Source organism: Pseudomonas sp. S2_B10, assembly GCF_054668425.1.
Genome location: NZ_CP162768.1, coordinates 5,661,273 through 5,683,432, shown reverse-complemented (window position 1 = coordinate 5,683,432; position 22,160 = coordinate 5,661,273). Strand labels below are relative to the sequence as shown.

Here is a 22,160-nt window from a genome sequence, read left to right as displayed (position 1 = left end):
CTTGAACCGCGCCAACCAAGTAAGAAACGAGACCGAGCGAATCAAGGGAGAGAATTGACGTAATGTTATCCTTCGTTTCGCCCTCGATGATCTCACCCGTTACCAATGAAGAATCCGAAAGCATCACGTCCTGAGCGATGAACCCTCGTTTTACGCTCGACTGAGAAACCGGCCCACGCTGTGAGAATCTGTAAGTAACAGGCCTCAAGGACTCGACTAGCGAAAGGTCGAGGTGTCTTGAACGTAATTGATTTCCTCCTTGATGCGCTCATCCGAGGCGGTGTATTGGATCGTGCCGGTGTTCGATCTATCCACCCAAACCTACATCCCGGACCCAGCCCAGAAAAGATCCCAGTGGTTCGATCCAGATTGCCCGGTACCGCTACTCGACCGATAACCTGGCGGAAAGAAAACAGAACTGGAAATTAAATAACCTGCAGAACTCGAAAGCGTCGTGGAATTGTTAAGGCGCAATGTGCGGACGACTTTCCCAGTACAGCGGAATCCACGACTTCGTGGCAGCGCTCAGCATGCCGAACGCGCTAATCAACTCGACCGGCGAGCAGCCCTTTGAGCGGTACAACGCCGCGCCGACCACTCAATTGGCCCTCTTCCACCGGGAAGGCGAGTTTCTGCACGCGGACATGGTTCGCTGGGGATGGCGCCCGCATTGGGCGAAAGACCGCGCCGCGCCAATTAACGCCCGCGTGGAGAAAGTCGCCCACGGACCGTTCTTCCGCGCGATTTGGCCGCATCGGGCAGTCATCGCGATCAACAACTGGTTCGAATGGGTAGACGAAGGCGGGCCGAAAAAGCAGCCCTACCTGATCCGGCACCGCGACCAATCCCCAATCCTTTGCGCCGCAATCGGCCAATACCCGAACGAGGAGCACGAACCTGGCGAGCACGACGGATTTGTGATCATCACTGCCGATAGCGCCGGCGGGATGGTCGACATTCACGACAGGCGGCCGGTGGTTCTCTCGCCAGAGCTCGCGCGGGAATGGTTGGACCCGGCCACGCCTAAAGAGCGCGCCGAACAGATGGTGCTGCATGAGGGCGAGCCATCAGAGGCTTTCGAATGGTTCAAGGTCGATCGCGCCGTGGGCAATGTACGCAATCAACAAAGCGGATTGATCAATCCGATTGATGAAAAAGCTGAATGATTTAATGCTGAGAAAGTGTCTTCAGGTGCTCCACCAGCGCAGATTCGAAAATGATATAGAGCCTTTCAGCATCGCCAGCGCGCAGGGCGCCGGCGGTTTCCAGCCCAAGCACGAAGCCTTCTGCCCGTGCTCCCGCCTTTACCGCCGTGATCATCGAATCCGTCCGGACGATCTGCGCCAGCAGGCGATCGGCCTCTCGCTGCATTTTGTCGCCCATCACTACGCCTTCCACAACGATTCACCCTTTGTATTCACTGCGACATCCAATACATCACCGCCAGGACGACCGTAACCCAAACGAGGGTCATCAAAAACGAAAGCCCTGCGAGTCGCTTGTCCACGTACATATCGCCATCATCAAAAAGGAATGATGGTTCAAGACCAAAGGCCCTGCAAGCGTGGCGGAGGGCCATCAATGTTGCAAGTTTCGCACATAGTCCTGGCACGCCTGCAGCGCGATCAGTCCGCGGTCACCGGTGTCGGTGATGGCGATAATTCGTTGAGCATGCGCTGGGTCAAGTCGGGCTCGTACGGCTGCATGATCCACGCCGCCGGCGCCGGTGGCTTTTGGCACGTCACAGCTACCGGCTGAATTTGCGTCGATGAGGACTGACAGCCGCAGATCAGCAGTGGCAAGGCGATCGCGCAGGCGAGCCTGATCGTTTTGTGCATTGGTCATTTTCTCGAAGTGGGTTTTCTCACTGGCCGCCAGCCGCTGCTCGAGCGCCATGCGCTTGTCCTGCTCGACCTGCTGCGCAGCTGCCGCGGCATTCGTCAACTGGTTCAGGGTCTCGGTATGCAGCTGGGACTGCTCGGCCAATTGCTTGCCGTAGCGCCAATCTTGAAACTGCCAGGCGCTCCCGAAGCCGATACCGATCATTGCGATGACGCCTAAAAGCTTCATGTAAATGAACACACGCTAATCCTCTGCTATATAAGAGTTCCGGAATCGATAACCTACGGAGTTGGAAATGCCTACCAAAAGGGAAATTACAATCGCAGGGATCGGCGCGGCGCTCGGTGCCGATGCCAAACATGCGCCTGCTGAATTCACCATCGGCAATACCAATATCAGGATCGATAATCGGGGGATCAGCATCATCCTGAACGAGGAAGGCCTCGACCAATTCGCACTGAGAATTTACCGGCCGCATATCGACGCTTCAGCCTGGGGGTATGTGCTTGTGGCTGAACCTGGTGTGAAACCCAGTGATAAAGGTGAGGCAGGTTGGAGCGACTACCATGTTGTTGGTTACATGCCAAAAACGGCATGATCAGCCGAGAACATTCAACGCTTTCTCGTACAAAGCTTGGCGCTCATCTGCGCCGTTTGGAGTGCGCCCGCGCCGACCGGTGTTGATGATGCTGCCGATGTTCGAGTTGTCGCCGGCATCGGCCAGAGTGTTCAGCCTATGCGTGGCCCACCACCATGCCGCCGACATCGCAGCATGCTGCGGTAGCTCCAGCAGTTCCGGCTGATTGATCAGGTCCAGGCCCAGCGCCTCGCCACATGCGGCATAGTTCGCCCGGCCGGTGATCTGGATCAGGCCACGGCCGCGGTATTTGAGGCCGTCGCCCTGCTTGGTGTTGCCGAGGTCTGCCCGCCCCTCGTACCGTGCCTGGGCCGGTGTCGGCCCCCAAATCTCCCGGACGTACCGCAACTGGCCGGACTCATGCCCGATCTGGGCAATGAACGCAGCCACCCGTTTGGCACCGACGACCTGGTAGCGCTGCATCGCCGTGTTGAGGACAGGAACAAAAACGCCGGCTCTTGCGCCGGCGTTCGGGAGGATCTGCAGCAGTTGCTGTTGGGTGATAGGCATCTGTTTTCTCCAGGCAAAAAAATACCCGCTCGATGGCGGGTTGCGGTTGGTTTATGCGGCTGGGCGCCACGGTCTATTGGCTGGTTCGGGGAATCCCTCTGCCCCTTCCTTCCAGTTCCTGACTCGGGTTCGATAGGCTAGCCACTGCTCACGCGTACCCGGGAGCGCTTCGGCCCCCTCCTCCAGCGCCATCAACTGGTCGTTGATCTCCAAAATCTCGGTAGCTCGCCATTCCTCCTCAATGCGCGATGCCTCGCGCAGCGCATCCGCAGCGGCACTCGCATTTATGAGCCACTGCGGAATCTCCTCAGCGAAAGTTTCCCCGTCCTGCAGCTCCATGTCGGGGTTAATCGCTCTCCAGCCGGTAGCTGTAATTGCATAAGGCATATTCGTCACCTGTCGAAGTAGTAGCCGAGCGTGTAGATGTAGGCGAGGTTCGAAGAAGACGTCCAATAGGTGATGGTCCTATCGTCAGCGATACGGCAGGTTCCGTTCTGCACCGTCCCCGCCGAAACGAACACCTGCCACCCTACCGATGCCGCCGTGCCAGCGTCGGATGGCGTGAACTGCGCGATACCGCCCGAGTTTGTCTGAAAAGAACCGGCCAACGTGTGCGCTGTCGCCGGGCAGCTTGCCGCTGTGCTGACGCTGCCGATCCCTGTCAATCCATTGAGGATTCGGAATGGAGCGCTCTGCGGGGCGCCGAACGTGTAACTCATCGACGAATCGAGCGGATGGTGGTGAAACTTGTAGATGTTGTTCGCCGCTCCTACCAGCAGCGAGCCGATGTAACGGCGTGAGTTGTCCCCTGTTTTCTGGTGTGCCTGGTTGTAATAACGTAAAGGCACCGTGGCGGCCTGCTCGATATCGCCGGCAGCGGTCAGGTAAACATGGATAAAGCTGTTGGCCGCCCCCGATGGCGTGAAAGTGCCGCCTGCGTAACTAACAACCTTGTTGACCGACGGGATGTACGCACTGCCCGCTCCAACGCTGATCGACGTAGCTGACACCCAACCGAGCGTTAGCCCGTCGATGTAGCCCCGGCCAACGCCCAGCGCACCCGCCGCCGCAGCAGACGCGGCGGCATTGTTTGCGGAATTTGCCGCAGCGTCCTTGTAACCAAGCGCAGCCTGTTCCGATTGTCCGGCGTTGGTTGCGGACGTACCGGCAGCATTCTTGTAGTCAAGCGAAGCGGCTTCGGACTGCGCCGCCGCGTTTGCTGAAAGACCCGCCGAGTTTTTGTATTCCAGCGTCGCAGTTTCGGACTGGCCCGCAGCTGCCGCCGATTCCCCGGCAGCGTTTTTGGAGGCAAGAGCAGCAGTAGCCGACTGACTCGCCGACTGCACGCTTTCCTCCAGCCCATCGAGTGCACCGCCAACCTCTAACGAGGCCTGCCTGAGGGCATCGGCCGTGTCCTTCAAATAACCCTGCATAGGCGCGAGGGCATAGGTTCCGCCCGTATTGGTCTGGCCTTTATACGGCGGCGAAATTGAAAGTGCGGTATCGCTCGCGATGTTGGTGACTTCATACAATCCACTGTCTGGACCGATCCAAGCATCACCAACACGGGAATTCGCAATGAAAGCCGTACCGACGCCGATCACCGCGTTGGAATTTTGGGTGACAGAGACCGCTCCCGTTTTGTACCAGGGCATGGGTGCATCCTATAAAAGAGTTATGCGGCTTGTTTGGCGAACACGGCCGGCAGGAAGAAAGCGAAAGGGTTCGAGGCGGCAACGGTGATGGCATAGAGCGTGCTGTTGGGGAAATCCCACCAGCAGTAAAGCTCGCGCGGGATGCCACTTCCCGAAGTCATGGGCATGCCGAAAGTGTTCAACAGCATGAATTCATTCTCTGGAAAGTTGAACGGGACGCTATAGAAAATGCGTGTCAGCCCCTGCTGGCTGGTGTCGTAGCGGACGTAGTTCCAGTTCTGAAATGCTCGGGTGAATGTTGCGTTAGGCGTACCAGAGTCAAACAGCAGATTTCCGCCGCCATCCCACAACCTCATTCCGTACTGCGCCACTGGCTGAGCACCGAACGCAGCTACAAAATATCTCCCATTCAGACCGGCAGCATTGACGTCGTATGCCCTGACATAAAAGCCAGTCCAGTTTCCCGCCGAGCCGAGCAGCCTCATCCGGCAAAGCCCAGCTACGCCGTTGAAAGTATCGGGGCGAACGAATACCAGAGGGGGTTCTTGGGAAGTGACTGGTCGCGCAAACGTGGTAACCGAGCCAAGCCCGGACTCTTGGTTTGGTGCGTATCGCCCTGAAGCAATGACCATCAGCCGTGCAAACTCTGAATCCAAAGTGACGACGTTATTGTTGTTTGTGAACTGAACGCCGTAGCTCATCAGCTCCACCTCATTACTATCAAGCGCATGGTTCCTGAGGACGTGGTGCTCGCCGCGTACGTCCGGGTGTAGTTGTAGACGCGGACGACTCCGTCGAGCATCTCTGTCTCGAACTGCATTTGCGAATCAGGGTAGGCCCCAATCGGAACTACGATCGCCGTTCCGTTACCCGGGCCTACGCCGGGGACAGCGAAATCCTGAGTTCCTTTGCTCGCGCCAAGTGCAAACGTCACTTGCACTGAGAGCACGACTCGAATGGTGAACGAGTTCTCGTCCAGCTGGAGCGCCCCATCGGCGCCCCATATTCTTATGCCGTAACTCATGCGTTCAAATTCCCCCATTGATAGCGCTTCACGCCGTTCTCGTCGAACACCTTGCCACCGTTGTTGTTGATGACCTGGCGAGCGCCGCCGCCCAGCGGGCTGTTCAATTCGAAGTTGCCAGCCTTGTCGATGCGCCAACCCTGCACTCCGGCGATGTAGTTATCGGACTGAATGAAAAAACCGATCTTGGCGTTCCCGATTGAGGCGTCCTGAATGAACGCCGAGTTCATGAACACCTGCCCTCCCTGCACTGCGAACGGCACAGAGATCGCACCGCCGGCGATGGTATTGACGATGGCGAAGCGATTAGCGGCTACCAGGAACTGGCTTTGGAAAACTCCATCCACGTTCTCAATTCCCAAGCCGATACCGGCCGTCACGTACTGGCCATTCGCGGTGACCGACATCTTCACCGACCACATGGTCTTGAGGTTGCCGTCGAGATCCGCGAATGCTTCCGCCGTCTCTTGGATGGCTGAAGTGTTGTCGCCGACAGTTGCTGTCAACTGAGTGATTTTGGTGGCAGTCGCCTCTTCGTTCGTGGCGACAGTCTGTTCCAGTTCGGTCAGGTTCGCAGCGTTTTCACCCACCTCAGCGGCGAGCGTTGTTACCCGCTGGGTGAGTGCGCTGTTTTGTGTTGCTCGAACCTTGACCTCTTCGGCAAAGCTGGTCGTAGCATTCCAGCCACGCAGAGCGTCTTGAGCTTCACCCTCTCCATCGTCGTCTCGGTAGGATGCCCGTAGCGCCTGAAATGCTGTCGCTTGCGCGGTCACCACGCCATCGAGTTCGGTTATTTCGGCAGTGTTGGTGGCGACCTGCTGAGCGAGACCGTTCGCAGTCTCAACAGTCTGCCCAACATCGAGCCAGTAGAGCGGGTTCGGCGGCGGAGTGTCGATAGGCACCTGGCCGGTGGCCTGATAGATCCGCTTGCCGACCACTACAAGGTCGTATTCCTCATAGATCGCTTCCGGGTCGTAGCCCTTCAGCCCGTCTAGGGCATCGATCTGCGCTTGCAGGCCTGGGATCTTGTCGATCTCGTCGATGATGTCCTGCCCCAACTCCGTGCGACCGATCTCTCCGGCGATCATTTCAAGAATCGCAGCAGCGTCAGAACTGGATTGCCCCTGCACGCCGATGCCGATCGGATACCACGGACCGATGTTGCCGATCTTGTCGACGATGCGACCCCAGAAATAGAAGGTCACACCCGCGCGGAGGCCGAGCATGGAGAAATCACTCTGCGGATAGGCCAGGTCTGTCAGCTTGGTCGCCGCCTCAAGATCGGTTGTTTGGCTATGCCATATCTCAGTTCGCTGGCTGTCTTCGGCACCAGCAGGGAAACCCCACTTCAGATAGATGCCGAACAGCAGTGGCGTGGCGGTCAGGTAGCTGAGCGCAGGCGGCATTCCTTGCTTCCCGCTGAGGTTGGTCAGGATCGAGTTACGCCAGATCGATGTGATGTCGAAAGCGCTCACGGCGCGAACACGGGCCACGTACGCACCGGCATAGATGCCGACCACGTCCACGCTGGTCACGCCGGTGCGCTGCAGCTTGATCCAGTTGCCGCTGTCCTTGCGCCATTCAACGTCATAGCCAACGGCGCCAGGCACGGCTGGCCAAGTGATCGTCATGGTAGCCACGGCCAGCCCCTGCACCACCGATGAAGTCGACGACAGCGAAACGCTGGACGGCGCCGGGACGACGGTGATCGGGATCACGCTGATCGGGCGTTCTTCCAGGCGTGCACCGGTATCGATGAATGCGAACTTGCTCGGCTCGAACTGGAGCGCGCTGATTTCGTAATCGCCTTCGGTGGTGCGCTTGGTGCGCAGCACGCGATACAGCGGGATCGCCAGATCATCAGCATCGAGCGCCCATTGCAACTGCGCCACCGGCGGTTCGCTATAGGTTACCGTGACGGTCACGGCGCGGCCGTTGACGCTCTGCACGGTGCGACCTTCAGCGCGGCCGCCCGGCAGGTTGATGATCAGTCGATCACCGGCCTTGGCCAGGGTGTCGCGATCGAGCGTAATCACGCGCCCCGCCACCGCCGATATCCGGCCGCCGACTTCGCGGCCAGCGAGCAAAGAATCCGCCACCGGGATGATGTGCCCCGGCAGCGGAATCACGCCCTCCATGCCGGTCTTGAACGACACGGTGCGGTCTTGGTTATTGCTGAGGATTGCCCACTTGCCCCGGCGCTGTGCCTCGGAGGCGCGCGTGCAGCCAATGGCACTCAGCTCGGTCGGCCGGTCGCCGTAACGGCGTTGCAGATCCAGGTCAGCGAAAGGAATGACGTCGGTGTCGTAGTTGTTCGCCGGGTTGTCGTAGCTCACCAGCGCCCGGGTGTAACGGGTCTTCGCCGAGGCGCTGCCATAGGAAAACTTGCCGTCGATAACGTTCGACCGGGTGAAGACGTAGTCGAAGTCCTGCGCGCGCGGCATGTCAGCCTGCATCACTAGCTGGCCCTGTGCCCAGTACGTCATGCCCCGGTAAATCGCCGAGATGTCGCGCAGCAGCGACCAGGCATCAGCCTTGCCTTGCAAGTTCATGTCGCAAAGGAAGCGCGGTTCCTGGCCGCCCAGTCCGTTCGGCACCAGCTGATCGCAATACTGGGCGATGCGGTACAGTTCCCACTTGTCGACCATGAAGGGCTTGATACGCTTGCCCAGGCCGAACCGGTCTTCGGTGCAGATGCCGTAGGTGATCCACGCCGGGTTATTGGTCCAGGCCGATTTCATCGAGCCGTCCCACGTCCCGGTGTAGGTGCGGGCGATCGGGTCGTAGTTGCTCGGGACCATCCAGCGGCGCGCCTTGCACTTCACAGTGACGGCCGGGATGTTGGTGAACTGCTCGGCGTCGAATTCGATGTAGAGCAGAGCGGTATTCGGGTAGCGCAGCTTGGCGTCGATAACTTCGGTGTAACCGGCCACCAGCATGGTGTCGGCGATCTTGTTGGTGTTCTGGTTCGGCGTCAGGCGCCGCACGCGGATCTGCCAGCCAGTGGTGGCGTCCGGCAAATCGATTCGGCGCGAGCGCTCGTAGCGCGTGGTGGTCTTGCCGTCGACTGCGTCCACCAGCACCTGCTGATAGGCGCCGCCATCGGTGGCCACGTCGATTGCGTACTCGATGCGGTAACCGCCGACGTTACCCTGGTCATCCGAGCGTTGCAGCGCCGGCCAGGCCAGCCGCATGCGAACGGCGGAAAGCTGGGTATCCGTGATCGAGCGTACCCACGGCGAATCGCTGCGCAGCTCGATGTTCAGCGACGTCTCGTTCTCAACAGACGGAATGCCAGGGATGTACGTCTGATCCACCGAGCCCGGGCGCCAGTCCCACTTCACGTTCGGGAAGTTGTAGTTGCCGCTGGCATCGCGGATCGGTGTGTTGTCCAGGTAGATGTCGTAATCGGTCGGGACGCTGTCGAACTCTCCCTCGCCCACGGCGATCAGCAGCTTGGCCAGGTTGGTCGAGCGCAGGCTGTCGCTGGCTTCAGTCGGCGACTTCGGCTTGCTGCTGCCGCCCTTCTCGCCGTGGATGTCGATCTTTGCTGGTGCGCCCATGCTTTCCTCCAGGCATTAAAAAACCGCCTCTTGGGCGGCTTAATGGCATTTCTCTAAAAATCGTGATGATAGAATTCGCATGCTGAGCCCTCCTACGATGAGGCGCTCGACTCAGTCATCAAGGAAATAAGTGCTGATGAAAAAAGCTCCAGCTTGGCTACGAACAACCCTTTCGCTTCCGGTATACGCAATTTCAGCCGTGCTGTGGATTTTCACTGCATACACAATCATCACCTCTTCGGTGAAAATGCTCTCCAGATATGTAACGCCCCAACAGATTGGTCAGGGATTTGCCGAATTGATTTTCGCTCTAGTGTTTGCCGCAGTTGGTAGCGGATTATGGATGCTTGCCAGGTACATTCGGACCTCAAACTTTAAGAAGCAACCGCGCCCTTCCGCCTCCCCTCAGTCATAAACTTTTTACACTTTGTCCTCAGCCAGGATGGAGGCTGAGATGATCATGCCGCCCCACCGGCGTTCGCCGATGCAGATCGGTACCGGGTTGCCGCTGGCGGTGGTGTTCTTGGCGCTGCCGAAGGCGTAGGACGGGGAGTTTTCAGGGGAGGCGCTCTGCTTTAGGCCCGAGGCCTGCGGACTGAGCATTTGGATGACACCGCCGGCAACGAGTGCAATGCCCACCGGGGCCAAAGCCTGAAACCCCGGAATGAACGATGCAGCAATCAGGACTGCGCCGATGATCGTTTGAAGTAGGCCAGCACGCTTGCTGCCGCCAACCACCGGCACGATGCGGATCTCCTGAGCGCCGCCCAGCGCGAAATCCTTCTCAGGTACGTTCTTTCTGTTCCGGAAAATGGCGAAGCGCAGACCGCGCAGCTCCAAGTCTTTGATCGCTGCGTCGAATCCCTCTAGCGTGCACTTTAGCGCCTTGAACGCCTCCCCTACGGAACGGCTGCCCAGTTCGCGGTAGTGCACTCGCCCGAACCGTTTAATCAGCGGACCGGATAAAAGAATGGTTGTCATCATCGGGCGGCAATGTGCAGTTGCTGTCACGGCTTTCTCCAGACATAAAAAAACCGCCTTTCGGCGGCTGTTTATTGATATTCAGAGGCAATCTTTTATCGCCTGCTTCATGTCTCCTCGACCATAGCCCGGCGACCATGCCATGCGCTGATACAGCGTTACGGTACTGCCCTTCGGTGCTTTTCGTATATCCAGCAGCTCGTCGGTCATATTGTTGCTCGCGACCAGCAATCTGTATCCGTTTTCTGTCTCGGACATCGAGGCATCGCTTCTGGCGTCCTGCCATTTCGGAAACACGCATAGCGCGTAGCGCTTCGGGTCTTTCGCTGTGGCTGCCTTGAAGCTTGGATCATTTTTTTGGAGGTCGCCGGGCGACACGCACCCCGCCAACAGTGTTACCGCCAACGCCACTATCAAAATCCGCATTTCCTTCCCTCTCTGTTTTAGCAGAACTCTACCACCTGAAACCGTAGAGAGAAATTGCTCTATTCAGCGATCCAAAACCTGAAGGTGCACAGAATGTGGCTGTTCGCTATGATCTCGACCTTTGACAATAGGGAGCGTTCAATGAGCGGGGCGAACTGGGTCGCAGTGGTATCGGTTATTTTCACATCGCTTACGGCGGGATACGCAACTTACGAAAACAACCAAACGAATAAAGTACTTGAAAAACTAAAGCAAGAAAGCACGCTATCGATTGAGCGAATTAGGCAGGAACAATTAGTAGCATTAGAGAATTTGAAATCAGCCAAAGAAAGAGAATCTCTTTTACAAGATAGAGACTTCCAAGCCAGGTCAAAATATTGCAATGATGCCTTAGCTATATACAAACAACTTGGCGACGCCACTATAGCCGCTCAAGACATTGATCGAGAAGTCAGATCCCCAGCATTAAAATTAAAGTCAAAATTACAGATACAGGCACTAGCCTATCTTGATGATAGCGTCTACCAAAAATACCTGAAGACATCGGCCAATATAACTGACCCTGCCGATAACACTATGATTGCATCTCTTGCAATTCAGGTAAGACGGTGTGCTGCGATGAAGCCAGTTAACGCTCAGCATTAGTTTTTCTGTGCCTAAGGATCAGGCGGGTACGATCAAACCATGGGCCACCGAAAACGATAACCTCCGACGGCCTGCCATACAGGTGGTGCAAAAGAAAAGGACCAGGGCCGAAAGTCGCGGCATCTTCACCCGGCAGCGCCGGATCGGAGCCGAGAAATATCCCGGCGTGGTTCGGGTAAACGGTGCGCCCCACTTCCATCACGATCATGTCGCCGCGCTGCGGCTGGTCGACTCGGTAGAAGCCGGCGGCCTCGTAGTTTGCTTCGTACAGGCTGATGTTTTCCTTGCTCTCCCACCAGCCATCCGCGCGCTTGAACGCTTCGAATTCCAGCCCCCACTCGCGCTTGTACCAATCGGCGCAAACCTGCCAGCAGTCCCACGCCTCGTGCACAAATGGCCGTTTCAGCAGCGGCACCTCGCCGGTCGGCACGATGGTACGCAGGTCACCTTCCGGCCAGCTCAGGATATGCCAAGGCATCGCGGTCGCTTCGCACATGGCGAGGTCACGCGGGGACGGCCTGCTGGTAGCGTCCGGATGCGAATGCACCACGCCGATCACTTCGCCGATGTCCTCGGCCGCCGCGTACTCCTCGGGGTCGATTCGGAACTCTTCGTTCGGCTCGATCGAGACGTTGATGCAGGGGAAGTATTGTTGCTTGCGCCCGATCGCCAGCAGCAGCCCGCAGCACTCTTTCGGGTACTCGGCCGCCGCGTGCGCCTGGATCGCGTTCAAGATGTGCTTTCGCATGTCAGCTCCGTGCGATCAGGGAAACGGCCGGGAAGCCACCGAATGGCAGCGGGTTTCCTTCGCCGAAGCGCGGGATGCAACCCTTGCCCAGCGTGGCGTCGCATTGATCGAGTTCAGGATTGTCGGTAATGACGCCGTCCTTCGTGACGTACGGCCCGGTGTAGCCGCAGTTCGGCCCGCGATAACCACCGGTGAGACACCAGTGGCAAAGGGTTGTGGCTTGGCGGCCGATCGACTCATTGCCGACGTCGCCCGGACTCGCCAACTCCCAACTGACCGTCTCCCCGTCCTCGTTCGTCTTCTGGTCGATGTACCAAACCTCGATCGTCTCTTGGGTAGGGTCTGCCGTTGGGTTGCCGGCCGGGAAGTTCGCAGCGTCGAGGTAGGAGCCGAGCGTGTGCCGCATCGTCAGCTTGAACTCGAGCAGATCCTCGAATGCCAGACAGAGCGCAGTGATGCGCCCATTAACGTTGCCCACAGACAGGGTCGGTCGTACCGCCGTGCCGTCGCCGTTCGCCTCGATGCCGTCGATCTGCATCGGCCAGGCGCTGTACTCGTTGCCCTGCCAGTAAATCGCCTTGGCCGGCAGCTGGTCGGCATCGGCGCCGGCGGCGATCAGCTCGGCCGGCGTGTGCGGTATCGCGTGCCCGTGGAAGCGCAGCACATCGGCGCCGTAGTCCGTGCCGTCCAATTCAAAGAGCAGCACTTCGCTGCCAGGTTCAAGCACCTGGATGTCACTGATCAGCGGCATGGTTACCCCTTATGGATGGAATGCCCGCTCGAACGTGGCAGTGAGTTTGAACACCCCACCGCCCATTGGCATGGGAGCGGGATTTTTGCAAGTGAACAGCCCGAGCTCGCCGAGCGGCGTTGTCCAGAGAAACGCCTTTGCGCCGGCGTGCCGGTCAAGGAACCCCATGATCTCCTGCACCTTGGCCTTTCGACCGGAGCAGGTGATCGGATAGGAGTCCTCTTTGTTGTTCGGGCCGTCACCGACGTTTTGCGCGTAGCCGCCGCCAAACTTCGAGGAGCGAACCCGATAGATAATTTCGGGTGTTTCTCCGCGCTCGGTTGGCCAGGTGAATTTCTCGATTGCCATCAGGCCCTCCCATTGGCGTTTCGAAAGCTGGTACCGCCCGCTCGCCAAGAGTCAGCGACGGCTTTCTCGGCCACGGCCTGCATTTGCGATTGAAGGTTTTTCGATAGCGCTTGCTGGTCAATCTGCATGCCTTCAGACCCACGGTCCTCAGTTACCACAGTGACCGGCGCGTTGATGCTGATCGTTGTCCCGGAACTGCCACCCGCAGCGAGAACGCCGAGCTTGCCGCTGGAGGTCCGGGTCAGTGGCATGATCGCCTCCGGCCCTGCCTCCCCCATTACGCCCGCCCTACCGCCGGCCATCCCGAAAGCTGTCGGCGTGCTGACGATGTTGTTGGTGAAAGCGCCGCCGTTGGCAAACATCTGCACACCCGACGACCAAGCACCGCCGAGCGCCTGAGGAAAGTAGCTGCCGGAGTACCCCGCCGAGGACGCGCCGAGGTTCGACGACGTCGCACCTGCAGACCCAGCAGCCAGTCCATTGCCGCCCCCACCGCCAGTGAAGTAGCTGGTAGCCGCACCAACGAGACTGCTCAGCAGCGCTGAACTGGCCTGACGCGTCGCGATCCTCGCCATGTCCGCCAAAATTGACTTCGTGAAGTCAGCAAACGAAAGCTTCCCGGTCATGGCGAAGTTGACGACTGCGTCTTCCATCGAGCTGAAGGCGTTACCGAACAGAGTTTTCGTCTGGCCGGCAATGTTGCTCGCCGAATCCAGGTAATTGGCCCAAGCCGACGTTGCGCCCTTGGTCCAGTCCCCTTGAGCTTTCTCGACATCGGCGTAGTTTTGCCGGATCTGATCGGTTGCGGCTTTATTCGCATCGGCGAGCGCTTGCGACTTCCGAGCGAATTCCTCTTCCGACATGTTGCGGGACGGGTCAGACCGTTGGTTTTCCAGTTCCAGCGATTGCTGAGCAAAACGGTCTTGCTGGCTATTCAGTTCGCCGTTTAGGGCGTTCTGCCGATCACCCTGGCCAACGCCAACTACCGCCCGCTGCCCTGCCAGTTCCAGTGCTCTCTGCTGCTGGCTCAAGGCCTGAACGTAGGAGGAAATCGCTCGTTCCTGCTTCGCCAACCTTCCGGTTTCGGTGGTGGCGAGCACTTCGAGCTGGCTGTCAGCTTCCTTTTGGGCCTTGACCATGGCGGCGCGAGCATCGGCGATCTTCTGGTCAAGCTGGATGCTTTGCGCGGCAGAGGTGGTCTTTTTGGCTTTCGCGGCTTCCAGCGCGGAGATCTCCGCCTCGTAGGCTGCGGTCACTTCGTCGCGCTCGTTGCCGATCAGCGCTTCACGCTTCAGGGCGTAGTCGGCCTGAGAAACAAGTCCAGCCTTCTGCGCTGCGTCCAGTTCCTTCTGAGCGTTTTTGTATTCAGCGTTGATGGCTACCAAATTGTTCTTGGCATCGTTGAAGCTGGTCAGATCAACCTGGGCACCTGCCGTTTTCGCATCTTTGAACTGGTCGTTGATGTTCGCCAGGTTCTTGTCGATCGCCGCCTGATTCAGGCGAGGATCGTTCGGGGCGACCTTGCGGATGTCTTCGAGCTGACGCTTGTACTCCTTGATCGCCTCGGTGCGCTTCTGCTCGTTCGTCCACGCCGACTTGGTGAGAGCGTCGACCTTCGCCATCGACGAGACGGCATCGCCTTGGGCCTTTGCCTGCTCACCCCGCCACTTGGCGATATCGGCTTCTGCGGCCTGCTGGTCCTCCAGCATGTTGAGCCGATTTTGATAGAGGTCGATCATCTCCTGCTTGTTCTGGAACAGGCCTACGTCACCCGCCTGAGCGCCCGCCAAGTCACGGCGGGCTTGCTCGATATCAGCGCCGATATCGCTGCGCCCGATATTCTTCAATCCATCAGCCGCCCGAGCAACTGCGTTGTATCCCTTTTCCCAAAAACTCAGGTTCTCAAGGATCCGCGGCGTGCGCTCGTTGATTGCATCGGCAAATGATTCAGTAGCAAGTTTCACGGCACCGGCATGATCGCCCTGCTTCTCCAGTGCGGTGATCTGCGAGTAAACCGACGCTGTGAGATAGTGGTACTGCTCATTCAGCGCGGCAGATGCCTTGACCGGGTCGTCGGCGAGCTTGGCAAACTCCGCGACAGTTTCACTCACGGCTTTGCCGGTCGCATCCTGCATCGACACCGCGGCCTGAGTGATGCCCATAAAGCTCTCGCCAGCAATCTTTCCATTGCCGGCCAGCAGGGCGAGAACCTCAGCGGCTTGCCCGGTTGTGCCGACAGTAGCGCTCACCTGGCGCGCCATATCGCCGAGCTGTCCCGCACTCACACCGGCGTAATTGCCGGTGAGGATCAGCGATTTGTTGTAGCTGTCCTGCTCCTCGCTGCCCTTGTAAAAAGCGTATGCAAGTCCGCCCACCGCGGCAGTGGCCAGCGCCAGCGGGCCGAGAATCGCCAGCAACCCCGCCGCGCCCTCACCCGCCCCGGCGCCCAACTGAGCAACAGCACGAACGCCGCTTCCCCAGTCGCCCGACGACAGCGCATTCCCCAGCTGCACCACGTTTTCCTGCGCCTGGCGCGAGCCGAGCCGCAACTTTTCGAAGCCGGTCGCAGTTTTGTTGAGCTTGTCGTAGTCCTTGTCGATCTTGCCCAGGGCGGTGTTGTACTCGTCCTGGCTGATCCGGCCGGCATCCAAGTGTTTGCCCAGTTGCTCGACCTGAGTATCCAGCTTCGCCAGTGCAGCGCGGGCAGGGTCAATGGCGCCCAGCAGGCTATTCAGTGCTTTCTGCTCATCCATCGTCGACTTGGCCAGCGCCACCTGCTGCTTGTCGAGCTGCGCAGAAATCTTGGCGGCCTCAGCCTCGCCATAGGCGCCGGTCTTGGACAGCTTCGCCAGAGCATCGCGCTGTTTGGCAAGGTCCTGCGTAGTCTTGGCGCTGGTAGAAAGCGATTTCTCCAGCGCCTGCATTTCGTTCATCAACGAAACGGCGGACTGCTCGGCGCGGCCGCCGGCCTTCGCCATTTCATCCAAGCTGGTTTTGGCCTGAATAGCGTCGGCCGAGTCGATCTTGACGCCGAGTTCTGCAATGTTCATCGACTCACCTTGAATAGATGCCCGCGTTTACGGGCTGTTTTCCCTTTCCTCTGCCATGACGCGCAGGGCTTCGCCTTCCAGCACCTGAAGGTCAGGGAAGATTTCAGCGAGTTTCTTTTTCTTGATACCAAGGAAGCCGGCCACGTCGCGGATGCTGCTGTAGTCGAGACCGATAGCGCCACCGGTGCCTGCACGCCACTGAGTGGACATCCTGTTGAACAGAAGGAAGGCTGGCCAAAGGCACGGCCAAACTTCGAATTCCTCTTCGATGTCCTCTGCGTCCAACCCGAATGCGGCAAGTTGCTCCGCATTCGGAGGGGGCTCATACATGGCTCGGGCGGCGCGAATCAGTTTCCCGTGCGGGCCTTGGCGTAGGCCGCTTGGTAAGCATTTACCACGGCCTCGGTTGCACCGTGGCAAGACGTCACCAGCGCCTTAATGCCCTCGTCGTCGAACTTGTCATCGAACTCCCAGCCAACAACCAGATCCTTGATCTGCTGCACTTGGTTTTCGGTGTCGACCGCAACGATCTGCGACATCGTAGGCTTGTCGCCGAACTGTTCGAGACTTTGCTTTTGTCGCTGATTCCATCCATCGAACAGCGCGGCAAGTTCGATGCGGTCTCGATATTTGAAAGTGAATTCCACCTTCACCGGGTCTTGGCCAACTACCGGGACCATCACCGCACCGGCGAAAGTTGGCGCTTGCGCAATCTTGAACTTCGCCATGATCAGGCCCCGCCGCCAGCGGCAACCGGCGCGCGATACGCGGTGATTTCAGCGTTGATGGTGAAGCCAAAGGAAACGGCCGCACCTTCGTTGCGCACCAGCGTTGGGGTCTTGTTGAAGGATGCATAGCCTGCGTAGTAGATCGTTTTGCCGTTGGGCAGCGACATACGCAAGATGCGCACTTCCTTCTCCCGATCGGCCTTATCCAGCTCTTCGTACCAGGCCAGGCTGTCATCGTCAGCCAGTTGGAAAGCGAACGCCTGCGCATTTTTGGTGGTCGGGATCTGCTTGTCACGGCGCGCTTCGAGCGGCGCGTAAGTCCAGTATTGCTGCTCGCCGCCGGACATGGAGTTGCCGATCACCTGGTTGACGGCTACCCAGCCGGTCACTTTCTTGGCGGTACCGCCGCTGATTCCATCAGGAAAGAAAGCCACGTTGGACGTGTCGATGCCTTCCAGTGTGAATGCGCCCGCCGCCGCGTTGGATACACGCACGGCGCGCTCGTTGATGTCCTCCCAGCCGGAGGTGACCAGAACGATGTCGCCATTGGCAAAGCCATTTGCGGCGCTGGTGGCAACACCCGGGTTGGCATTGCTGATTGCCGAAATCAGCTTTGCGGCGGCGAATCCGCTGGAGATTGAAAGCGTCGCCCCGTTGGGGAAGTAAACAGACATGGGTTTTCCTCTTTGCAGAAATGACAAAACCCGCGCAGAGGCGGGTTCAGGATTTGCCCAACGGGCGGGTTATGGCGTTGTGTCGGACCGATATGAGAACGACAGCGGGACGGTGTAGGTTGAATCGCCTGTGATGCCTGGGCCGACGTCTACAGGTGTCATGGGCGTAACTACGAAAGCATTTTTTTCGTCACGCACATAAAGTGGAAATAACGCGATGATCTCGGCGGCAATGGGGTTGGCTTTTGCTTTACCTGTGCCTGCCGGGCAAATAATGCTGACCTGGAACACGCCGGTATACAGCCGGTGGTCTCCGCCAAGCGTGTTGCTGGCCGTGTCGCCCGGGATGGTGAACGCCCGCAGATAGGTCTCGCCTGCCGCCGGCGTGTAAGCCATGTTCTCAAAAACGATTTTTAGCTTTTCCAGCCTGGCATTGTTCCAGGCGATCAGCTTTGCCTCGTAGATCGAGGCGATGATGGTGTGACTCATACCTGGTTGTTCCTGATGGCTTCCAACACGATTTGCTGGAAGCGAGCCACGGTTACCCGAACCATCCCGCCGGGGGCCTGGGTCGAATGGCCGAACTCCAACGGGATCGCATAGGGCAAGTTGTTGATGATGTAAGCCATCTGGCCGGCGGTGAAGTCGCTCATTGCCGCGACCAACGCAGCAGTGGTTTCGGCTCCGCTCGGGTCTACCTCGTCGAAGGTGACGCTCTCGACCACACCGAGGGAAATATGCCAGTTCGCACGGAACCGGCCGCCGACGTAGCCTTCTGGCGCCTTGATGTCCATGCCGTCGTTGAGCTTGCGGCCTTTCTTTAGTCTGCCGCCCCTGGTCAGGTTGGCCGGATCGCCGCGCAGCGCGGCGTTGTGTTCGTCGACAGCCTTGTTGTACTCGGTCGCCACTGCGTTCTGCGCCCAGATCTCCGGGTTGCCCACGGGAGACATGCGGATCACGCTGCTGCCGACCTCGATGATGATCTCGCGCACACTGGCATCGATCGCTTCCTTGGTCTGGGCCGCGAACTCAGCTAGGCTCAGGGTGAAGCTACCAGTTTGGCTAGAAAGCCTGGATGGCATAGGATCTACTCGATTAATAAAACTGTCATTCCGTTCACGAACTGAACAACTGGGTCGCTGTAACTCTCAAGCCTGCGAAGCTAGGATTTTCTAACAAGGAATTCATTATGAAAAAAATTGGAATTGCAATTGCTAGCTTGATGCTCATCCCCGCATTCGCGTACAGCGCTCCTCCCGAAGCGATTAGCGCGATGCGAGAGCAGATCGAAGCCAGATACCCTGATAATTTCTCTATGCAAAAAGTGCTTCTCAGCGACCAAATTAGCTCCTATGACTTCCTTGAGAAATACAACCCAAGCACGTTACCTGCTGGACTATTGGAGAAGATAAAGGGTCCAATCGAAGCGAGATACCCCAGCAATTATTCGATGCAGAAAACGCTCATCGTTGATCAGGTTGAGAGCTATGAATTTCTCAAAACCTACGAACCCGAGGGAATGCCCGCAGAGACTTTAAGCAGAACATCAACAAAAATCGCTGCCCGATACCCTTATAACTTTTCCATGCAAAAAACTTTAATCGTGGACCAAGTCCAATCCTATATTGAGCTACATGGGCAGTAACAAAGCACTAAGTCGCTCACGCTCTTAACTGAGCGGTCCACGTCGCGCCGGCAGGATCGGCGGACACGTTCATCACGCGCATTCCGTTGACGATATCGCCGATGGCAGGTTCGGCCGGTGCAGCTGTTGGCATGCCGTCCTCCGAAACGAACAGCTCGTTTTGCAGCACCAGTAGCTTCTTGTCGGTGGTTTGGATCAGTGAGCCGTCGATTTCCTTGGACAGGTAGCTGCCCAAGACGCCGCGCCCCATGTAAGTGATGGTGGTCTCCGGCGTCTCGCCGCCCAGGTCGGGGTCATACTCGCCCGCGACCTTACGCACACCGGTCACCGGCTGGACCGCGTCAGCGAGGCCGTCAGGATCGTCGAACGCCTCAGCCATTTCGGCCTGAATCTCTTCGCGCATACTCATGATCAGATCCTTTTCAGCATCATCACGCCGGAGCGCTTGATCCAAGGCTCCAGTAGCGCCAAGGCGAAGTTCACACCCGCCGACTGATCAGTAGATCCGGCCACGTAGGTCTTGCTCACAGACGTGCCGGACTGAGCCGAAACCGTCTTGCTCTGCACTTCCTTCTGAGTTGCCGCGTACAACTTGCCCGCCGCCGCCTCTTTGGCGACCTGGGCGCCGGCTGTTTTGATCTCGATCGGAACCGGATCTGGAACAACCCGCTTGATCTTGGCCGTGAGCCAGGCGTTGGCCATGGTCACAGCAAGGACCGGATCACCGGCGCCGGCCCAGCCAGGACCCAGCGAAGCGTCAACATCGGCAACGGTGATGAAGTCGGTCATGTGCTTGTCCTTATTCCGCTGGCACCAGGGCCTGCAGGTCTTCTTTCTTGGCGGCTGGGTCGAAGGCGATGCCCTTTGCCGTCAGCCAATCTTTCAGCTCGGGGACCTTCATTTTCAGAGGGTCGGTTTCGACATTTTCTGTCTCCTTGCCGTCCGAAACTTTGATGCCCGCCGCTTCGTATGCATCGTAAATTTCAGGCGCATCGCCCTCGATGACCACCTCAGTAGCAGTGCCAATGACGCCGAAGAATTCGCTCAGCAGGCGGTAGCAAACGCCGCGCTCTTTGCCCGGTTTGTCCGTGTAGATAACTTTCATGAGTCACCTCAATGCAGCCCGGCGCCCTTGCAGACGCCAGGGTAAGTGAAGGCCGGATTACGGCGTGGTGGTACCGCTGATGACGGCGGCGAATGGGACCTGCTTGCGGCTGAACACGCGCTCCCAGTTCGCAGCAGCGGCATACTGGGTCGCGGTTGGGCTGAGGTTCTGAGCCTCGGAGCCTTTCCAGCTGAAACCAGCAGGCTGGAGGATGTACGTCTTCCGCTCCCACAGCACCTCAGCACCGCCGCCATTACCGCCGCCCGGCTTGCGTTCGATCTCCACCGGCACCTTCGGCGTGCCTTCGCCGTAGCCGAACGCGCCTTTCCCAAAGAACACAGACAGGTACTTGCCAGGTCCGTACACCAGGCCATCGTCCATGAACACCGGCTTACCCAGGTAAGTGGCCAGGATGATCTTGCCGTCGGAATCGCGCAGATACTCGATGAGGTCCTGCTTGACCATCTGGTTCATCACCACCGAGTGCACGCCGATCGCGCCGAACTGGTCGGCCGCATCGCCGGCAGTGAAGGCGGCATCCTGAAACGCGTTCGCGCTGATGGCCGCGCCGGCGTCGATCACCATGTCACCGCCGTTGTTGGCGATGTTCGACGCGATGATGCCGCGCGCTGCGCCGAGAGCGTAACGCTGCCACTGGCGAGTCCAGTAGGTGCCGAAGCGGTTGCGAATCTGCTGCTGAGGCTCGCTGTTCGCGAGTTCGGCGGTCAGGTCGGCAACGCCATAACCTTTGTTGAGGTACAGGACGCGAGCACGCATGCTGTCCTGAGTGACTTTGCCGACTTCGCCCTGGTCGTTCGGGTCATCGTTGCTGATGTTCGGTGCTTCATCAGCGTTGAGATCCTGCCAGTAGCTGATCTCGGCGGTGCCTTGGCTGCCAGAAGCGATTGCATCGAGTACAGGCGAGCGAGTCACGATGCCCGACTCGTAGACAGCGGTTTTTTCCGGGCTATTTACCGGCTCCAGCGAGGCGTAGTAGTCACCGACGAAAATGTCGGTCAGTTGGGTAGTTGCCATGAATTAGGTTCCTTTGGTGGCCTGGATTTTCTTGAACAGCTCGGGGTTGTCACGGGCGATCGCAGCGCGCTCGGTTTCCGTGTACTCGCCCCATTTTTTCGTGGCCTTGCCACCTTGATCACCGGTCGGACCGGCACCCTGAGCCCTTGGCCACAGGTGTGTTGCTGTTTCACGCAGCGACTCCGCCCATTCGAGCGGCGACAGCGGGGTTTTCCCGTCCTTCCCGTAAACGACCTCGCCGTCACGGTCAGTGGCAATCGCTTCGCCGTCTTCACTGAGTTTGAAAGTGCCCCGGGCGCGCAGGATGATGTCCTCGGCGGCCTCGGGGAGTGCGCCGGCCTTGATGGCAGCAGCGCGGATGGAGTCAGCCAAGACCTTATCGCTGTACTTGGCGGCGAATGCTTCGGCCTTGTCGGCGCGTGCCTTCTCGGCCGCGAGCTTGGTGTCGTAGTCGGTGCGCAGGCGCTCGGTACGGCGAGTGATGACCTCGTCCAGCTTGCCTTCGGCAATCAGTTTGGTCTCTTCGTCCTGGCCAACTTTGGTCAGCAGCCCTTTCACGGCGGCGATATCCAAACCTTCGAACTGGGACTTGAATCCGTCCAGTTCAGTTTTGGTAGTCCGGAGCGAGCCAAGCAGCTCGGTGTTTTTGTTCTTGAGGCCCAGGGTTGCAGCCTCAACAGCTGCAGCAATGGCGGTCTGAACAGCCGGGTCTTCAAGATCAATCTGGTTTTCGTCTGCCACTTGGTGCACCCCTTGGGTTTGGTCGGCCCGCTTTGCAGGCAATAAAAAACCG

Annotated in this window: 29 protein-coding genes; 5 read left to right on the top strand and 24 right to left on the bottom strand. The window is 58.5% G+C overall.

The window, feature by feature from the left end; translation table 11 throughout:
- Positions 1-473 precede the first annotated feature (473 nt).
- Positions 474-1,166 (top strand): SOS response-associated peptidase family protein, encoded by a 693-nt coding sequence (locus AB4O45_RS25480; protein ID WP_460160771.1) that lies wholly within the window; start codon positions 474-476, stop codon positions 1,164-1,166.
- Position 1,167: 1 nt separating this feature from the next.
- Here the strand turns inward: AB4O45_RS25480 and AB4O45_RS25475 are convergent, their stop codons facing one another.
- Complete coding sequence (locus AB4O45_RS25475; protein WP_221264806.1) at positions 1,168-1,383, bottom strand: hypothetical protein; 216 nt, start codon at positions 1,381-1,383, stop codon at positions 1,168-1,170.
- Positions 1,384-1,578: 195 nt separating this feature from the next.
- Entirely contained in the window at positions 1,579-2,070 is a 492-nt protein-coding gene (locus AB4O45_RS25470; RefSeq protein ID WP_095180296.1) for a lysis system i-spanin subunit Rz, read from the bottom strand.
- Between the two features lie 67 nt (positions 2,071-2,137).
- Between AB4O45_RS25470 and AB4O45_RS25465 the strand changes: the two genes are divergently transcribed.
- Positions 2,138-2,440: a hypothetical protein gene (locus AB4O45_RS25465; RefSeq protein WP_095179796.1), complete on the top strand. Its 303-nt coding sequence runs from the start codon at positions 2,138-2,140 to the stop codon at positions 2,438-2,440.
- On the opposite strand, the gene AB4O45_RS25460 is transcribed toward AB4O45_RS25465, so the two are convergent.
- The 6 genes from AB4O45_RS25460 to AB4O45_RS25435 are packed head-to-tail and all read right to left on the bottom strand — an operon-like array spanning position 2,441 to position 9,231.
- Positions 2,441-2,989, bottom strand: a complete 549-nt coding sequence (locus AB4O45_RS25460) for a glycoside hydrolase family 19 protein (protein WP_460160770.1) — start codon at positions 2,987-2,989, stop codon at positions 2,441-2,443.
- A 51-nt stretch (positions 2,990-3,040) separates the two neighbouring features.
- Positions 3,041-3,376: a hypothetical protein gene (locus AB4O45_RS25455; RefSeq protein WP_460160769.1), complete on the bottom strand. Its 336-nt coding sequence runs from the start codon at positions 3,374-3,376 to the stop codon at positions 3,041-3,043.
- A 5-nt stretch (positions 3,377-3,381) separates the two neighbouring features.
- Positions 3,382-4,644, bottom strand: a complete 1,263-nt coding sequence (locus tag AB4O45_RS25450; protein WP_460160768.1) for a hypothetical protein — start codon at positions 4,642-4,644, stop codon at positions 3,382-3,384.
- Between the two features lie 20 nt (positions 4,645-4,664).
- A complete protein-coding gene (locus AB4O45_RS25445; protein ID WP_095179792.1) occupies positions 4,665-5,345 on the bottom strand; it encodes a hypothetical protein in 681 nt (226 codons plus the stop codon).
- Entirely contained in the window at positions 5,345-5,656 is a 312-nt protein-coding gene (locus AB4O45_RS25440; RefSeq protein ID WP_177434196.1) for a hypothetical protein, read from the bottom strand. Before AB4O45_RS25440 ends, AB4O45_RS25445 begins: the two co-directional genes overlap by 1 nt.
- 8 nt (positions 5,657-5,664) lie before the next feature.
- The gene (locus AB4O45_RS25435; protein WP_460160767.1) at positions 5,665-9,231 is read right to left on the bottom strand and encodes a TipJ family phage tail tip protein; all 3,567 of its coding nucleotides are present in this window, start codon (positions 9,229-9,231) and stop codon (positions 5,665-5,667) included.
- Between the two features lie 136 nt (positions 9,232-9,367).
- Between AB4O45_RS25435 and AB4O45_RS25430 the strand changes: the two genes are divergently transcribed.
- Positions 9,368-9,646 (top strand): hypothetical protein, encoded by a 279-nt coding sequence (locus AB4O45_RS25430; RefSeq protein WP_460160766.1) that lies wholly within the window; start codon positions 9,368-9,370, stop codon positions 9,644-9,646.
- Between the two features lie 5 nt (positions 9,647-9,651).
- On the opposite strand, the gene AB4O45_RS25425 is transcribed toward AB4O45_RS25430, so the two are convergent.
- Both AB4O45_RS25425 and AB4O45_RS25420 read right to left on the bottom strand, forming a co-directional pair.
- Positions 9,652-10,215, bottom strand: coding sequence for a tail assembly protein (locus tag AB4O45_RS25425; RefSeq protein WP_125916443.1), 564 nt, complete (start codon positions 10,213-10,215; stop codon positions 9,652-9,654).
- Positions 10,216-10,293: 78 nt separating this feature from the next.
- On the bottom strand, positions 10,294-10,638 hold the full coding sequence (locus AB4O45_RS25420; protein WP_186565514.1) for a hypothetical protein: 345 nt from the start codon (positions 10,636-10,638) through the stop codon (positions 10,294-10,296).
- A gap of 93 nt (positions 10,639-10,731) precedes the next feature.
- Here AB4O45_RS25420 and AB4O45_RS25415 point away from each other — a divergent pair, with 93 nt between their 5' ends.
- Entirely contained in the window at positions 10,732-11,283 is a 552-nt protein-coding gene (locus AB4O45_RS25415) for a hypothetical protein (protein ID WP_460160765.1), read from the top strand.
- Here the strand turns inward: AB4O45_RS25415 and AB4O45_RS25410 are convergent.
- The 9 genes from AB4O45_RS25410 to AB4O45_RS25370 all read right to left on the bottom strand — a co-directional run bounded on the left by AB4O45_RS25410 (position 11,267) and on the right by AB4O45_RS25370 (position 18,664).
- Positions 11,267-12,031 carry a C40 family peptidase gene (locus tag AB4O45_RS25410; RefSeq protein WP_460160764.1) on the bottom strand — a complete coding sequence of 255 codons (765 nt, stop codon included), beginning with the start codon at positions 12,029-12,031 and terminating at the stop codon, positions 11,267-11,269. The two genes, AB4O45_RS25415 and AB4O45_RS25410, sit on opposite strands and share 17 nt — an antisense overlap.
- A gap of 1 nt (position 12,032) precedes the next feature.
- Positions 12,033-12,782: a phage minor tail protein L gene (locus AB4O45_RS25405; RefSeq protein WP_442101767.1), complete on the bottom strand. Its 750-nt coding sequence runs from the start codon at positions 12,780-12,782 to the stop codon at positions 12,033-12,035.
- Positions 12,783-12,791: 9 nt separating this feature from the next.
- Positions 12,792-13,130, bottom strand: a complete 339-nt coding sequence (locus AB4O45_RS25400) for a phage tail protein (protein WP_460160763.1) — start codon at positions 13,128-13,130, stop codon at positions 12,792-12,794.
- On the bottom strand, positions 13,130-16,180 hold the full coding sequence (locus tag AB4O45_RS25395; protein WP_460160762.1) for a phage tail tape measure protein: 3,051 nt from the start codon (positions 16,178-16,180) through the stop codon (positions 13,130-13,132). Before AB4O45_RS25395 ends, AB4O45_RS25400 begins: the two co-directional genes overlap by 1 nt.
- Positions 16,181-16,207: 27 nt before the next feature.
- Positions 16,208-16,510, bottom strand: coding sequence for a DUF1799 domain-containing protein (locus AB4O45_RS25390; RefSeq protein WP_150741486.1), 303 nt, complete (start codon positions 16,508-16,510; stop codon positions 16,208-16,210).
- Positions 16,511-16,527: 17 nt separating this feature from the next.
- Positions 16,528-16,908 carry a phage tail assembly chaperone gene (locus AB4O45_RS25385; RefSeq protein ID WP_460160761.1) on the bottom strand — a complete coding sequence of 127 codons (381 nt, stop codon included), beginning with the start codon at positions 16,906-16,908 and terminating at the stop codon, positions 16,528-16,530.
- Between the two features lie 2 nt (positions 16,909-16,910).
- Positions 16,911-17,582 carry a phage tail tube protein gene (locus AB4O45_RS25380; RefSeq protein ID WP_150741583.1) on the bottom strand — a complete coding sequence of 224 codons (672 nt, stop codon included), beginning with the start codon at positions 17,580-17,582 and terminating at the stop codon, positions 16,911-16,913.
- 69 nt (positions 17,583-17,651) lie between these two features.
- On the bottom strand, positions 17,652-18,071 hold the full coding sequence (locus AB4O45_RS25375) for a phage tail terminator-like protein (RefSeq protein ID WP_460160760.1): 420 nt from the start codon (positions 18,069-18,071) through the stop codon (positions 17,652-17,654).
- Positions 18,068-18,664 carry a hypothetical protein gene (locus AB4O45_RS25370; RefSeq protein WP_460160759.1) on the bottom strand — a complete coding sequence of 199 codons (597 nt, stop codon included), beginning with the start codon at positions 18,662-18,664 and terminating at the stop codon, positions 18,068-18,070. Before AB4O45_RS25370 ends, AB4O45_RS25375 begins: the two co-directional genes overlap by 4 nt.
- 107 nt (positions 18,665-18,771) lie before the next feature.
- On the opposite strand from AB4O45_RS25370, the gene AB4O45_RS25365 reads away from it, so the two are divergent.
- A complete protein-coding gene (locus tag AB4O45_RS25365) occupies positions 18,772-19,227 on the top strand; it encodes a hypothetical protein (RefSeq protein WP_460160758.1) in 456 nt (151 codons plus the stop codon).
- A 16-nt stretch (positions 19,228-19,243) separates the two neighbouring features.
- On the opposite strand, the gene AB4O45_RS25360 is transcribed toward AB4O45_RS25365, so the two are convergent.
- The 5 genes from AB4O45_RS25360 to AB4O45_RS25340 are packed head-to-tail and all read right to left on the bottom strand — an operon-like array spanning position 19,244 to position 22,108.
- Positions 19,244-19,636 (bottom strand): hypothetical protein, encoded by a 393-nt coding sequence (locus AB4O45_RS25360; RefSeq protein ID WP_460160757.1) that lies wholly within the window; start codon positions 19,634-19,636, stop codon positions 19,244-19,246.
- 2 nt (positions 19,637-19,638) lie between these two features.
- A complete protein-coding gene (locus AB4O45_RS25355; protein ID WP_056785409.1) occupies positions 19,639-20,016 on the bottom strand; it encodes a hypothetical protein in 378 nt (125 codons plus the stop codon).
- A gap of 10 nt (positions 20,017-20,026) precedes the next feature.
- The gene (locus AB4O45_RS25350) at positions 20,027-20,332 is read right to left on the bottom strand and encodes a HeH/LEM domain-containing protein (protein ID WP_460160756.1); all 306 of its coding nucleotides are present in this window, start codon (positions 20,330-20,332) and stop codon (positions 20,027-20,029) included.
- A 57-nt stretch (positions 20,333-20,389) separates the two neighbouring features.
- The gene (locus AB4O45_RS25345; protein ID WP_460160755.1) at positions 20,390-21,367 is read right to left on the bottom strand and encodes a phage coat protein; all 978 of its coding nucleotides are present in this window, start codon (positions 21,365-21,367) and stop codon (positions 20,390-20,392) included.
- 3 nt (positions 21,368-21,370) lie between these two features.
- A complete protein-coding gene (locus AB4O45_RS25340; protein ID WP_442101758.1) occupies positions 21,371-22,108 on the bottom strand; it encodes a hypothetical protein in 738 nt (245 codons plus the stop codon).
- Between the last annotated feature and the right edge of the window lie 52 nt (positions 22,109-22,160).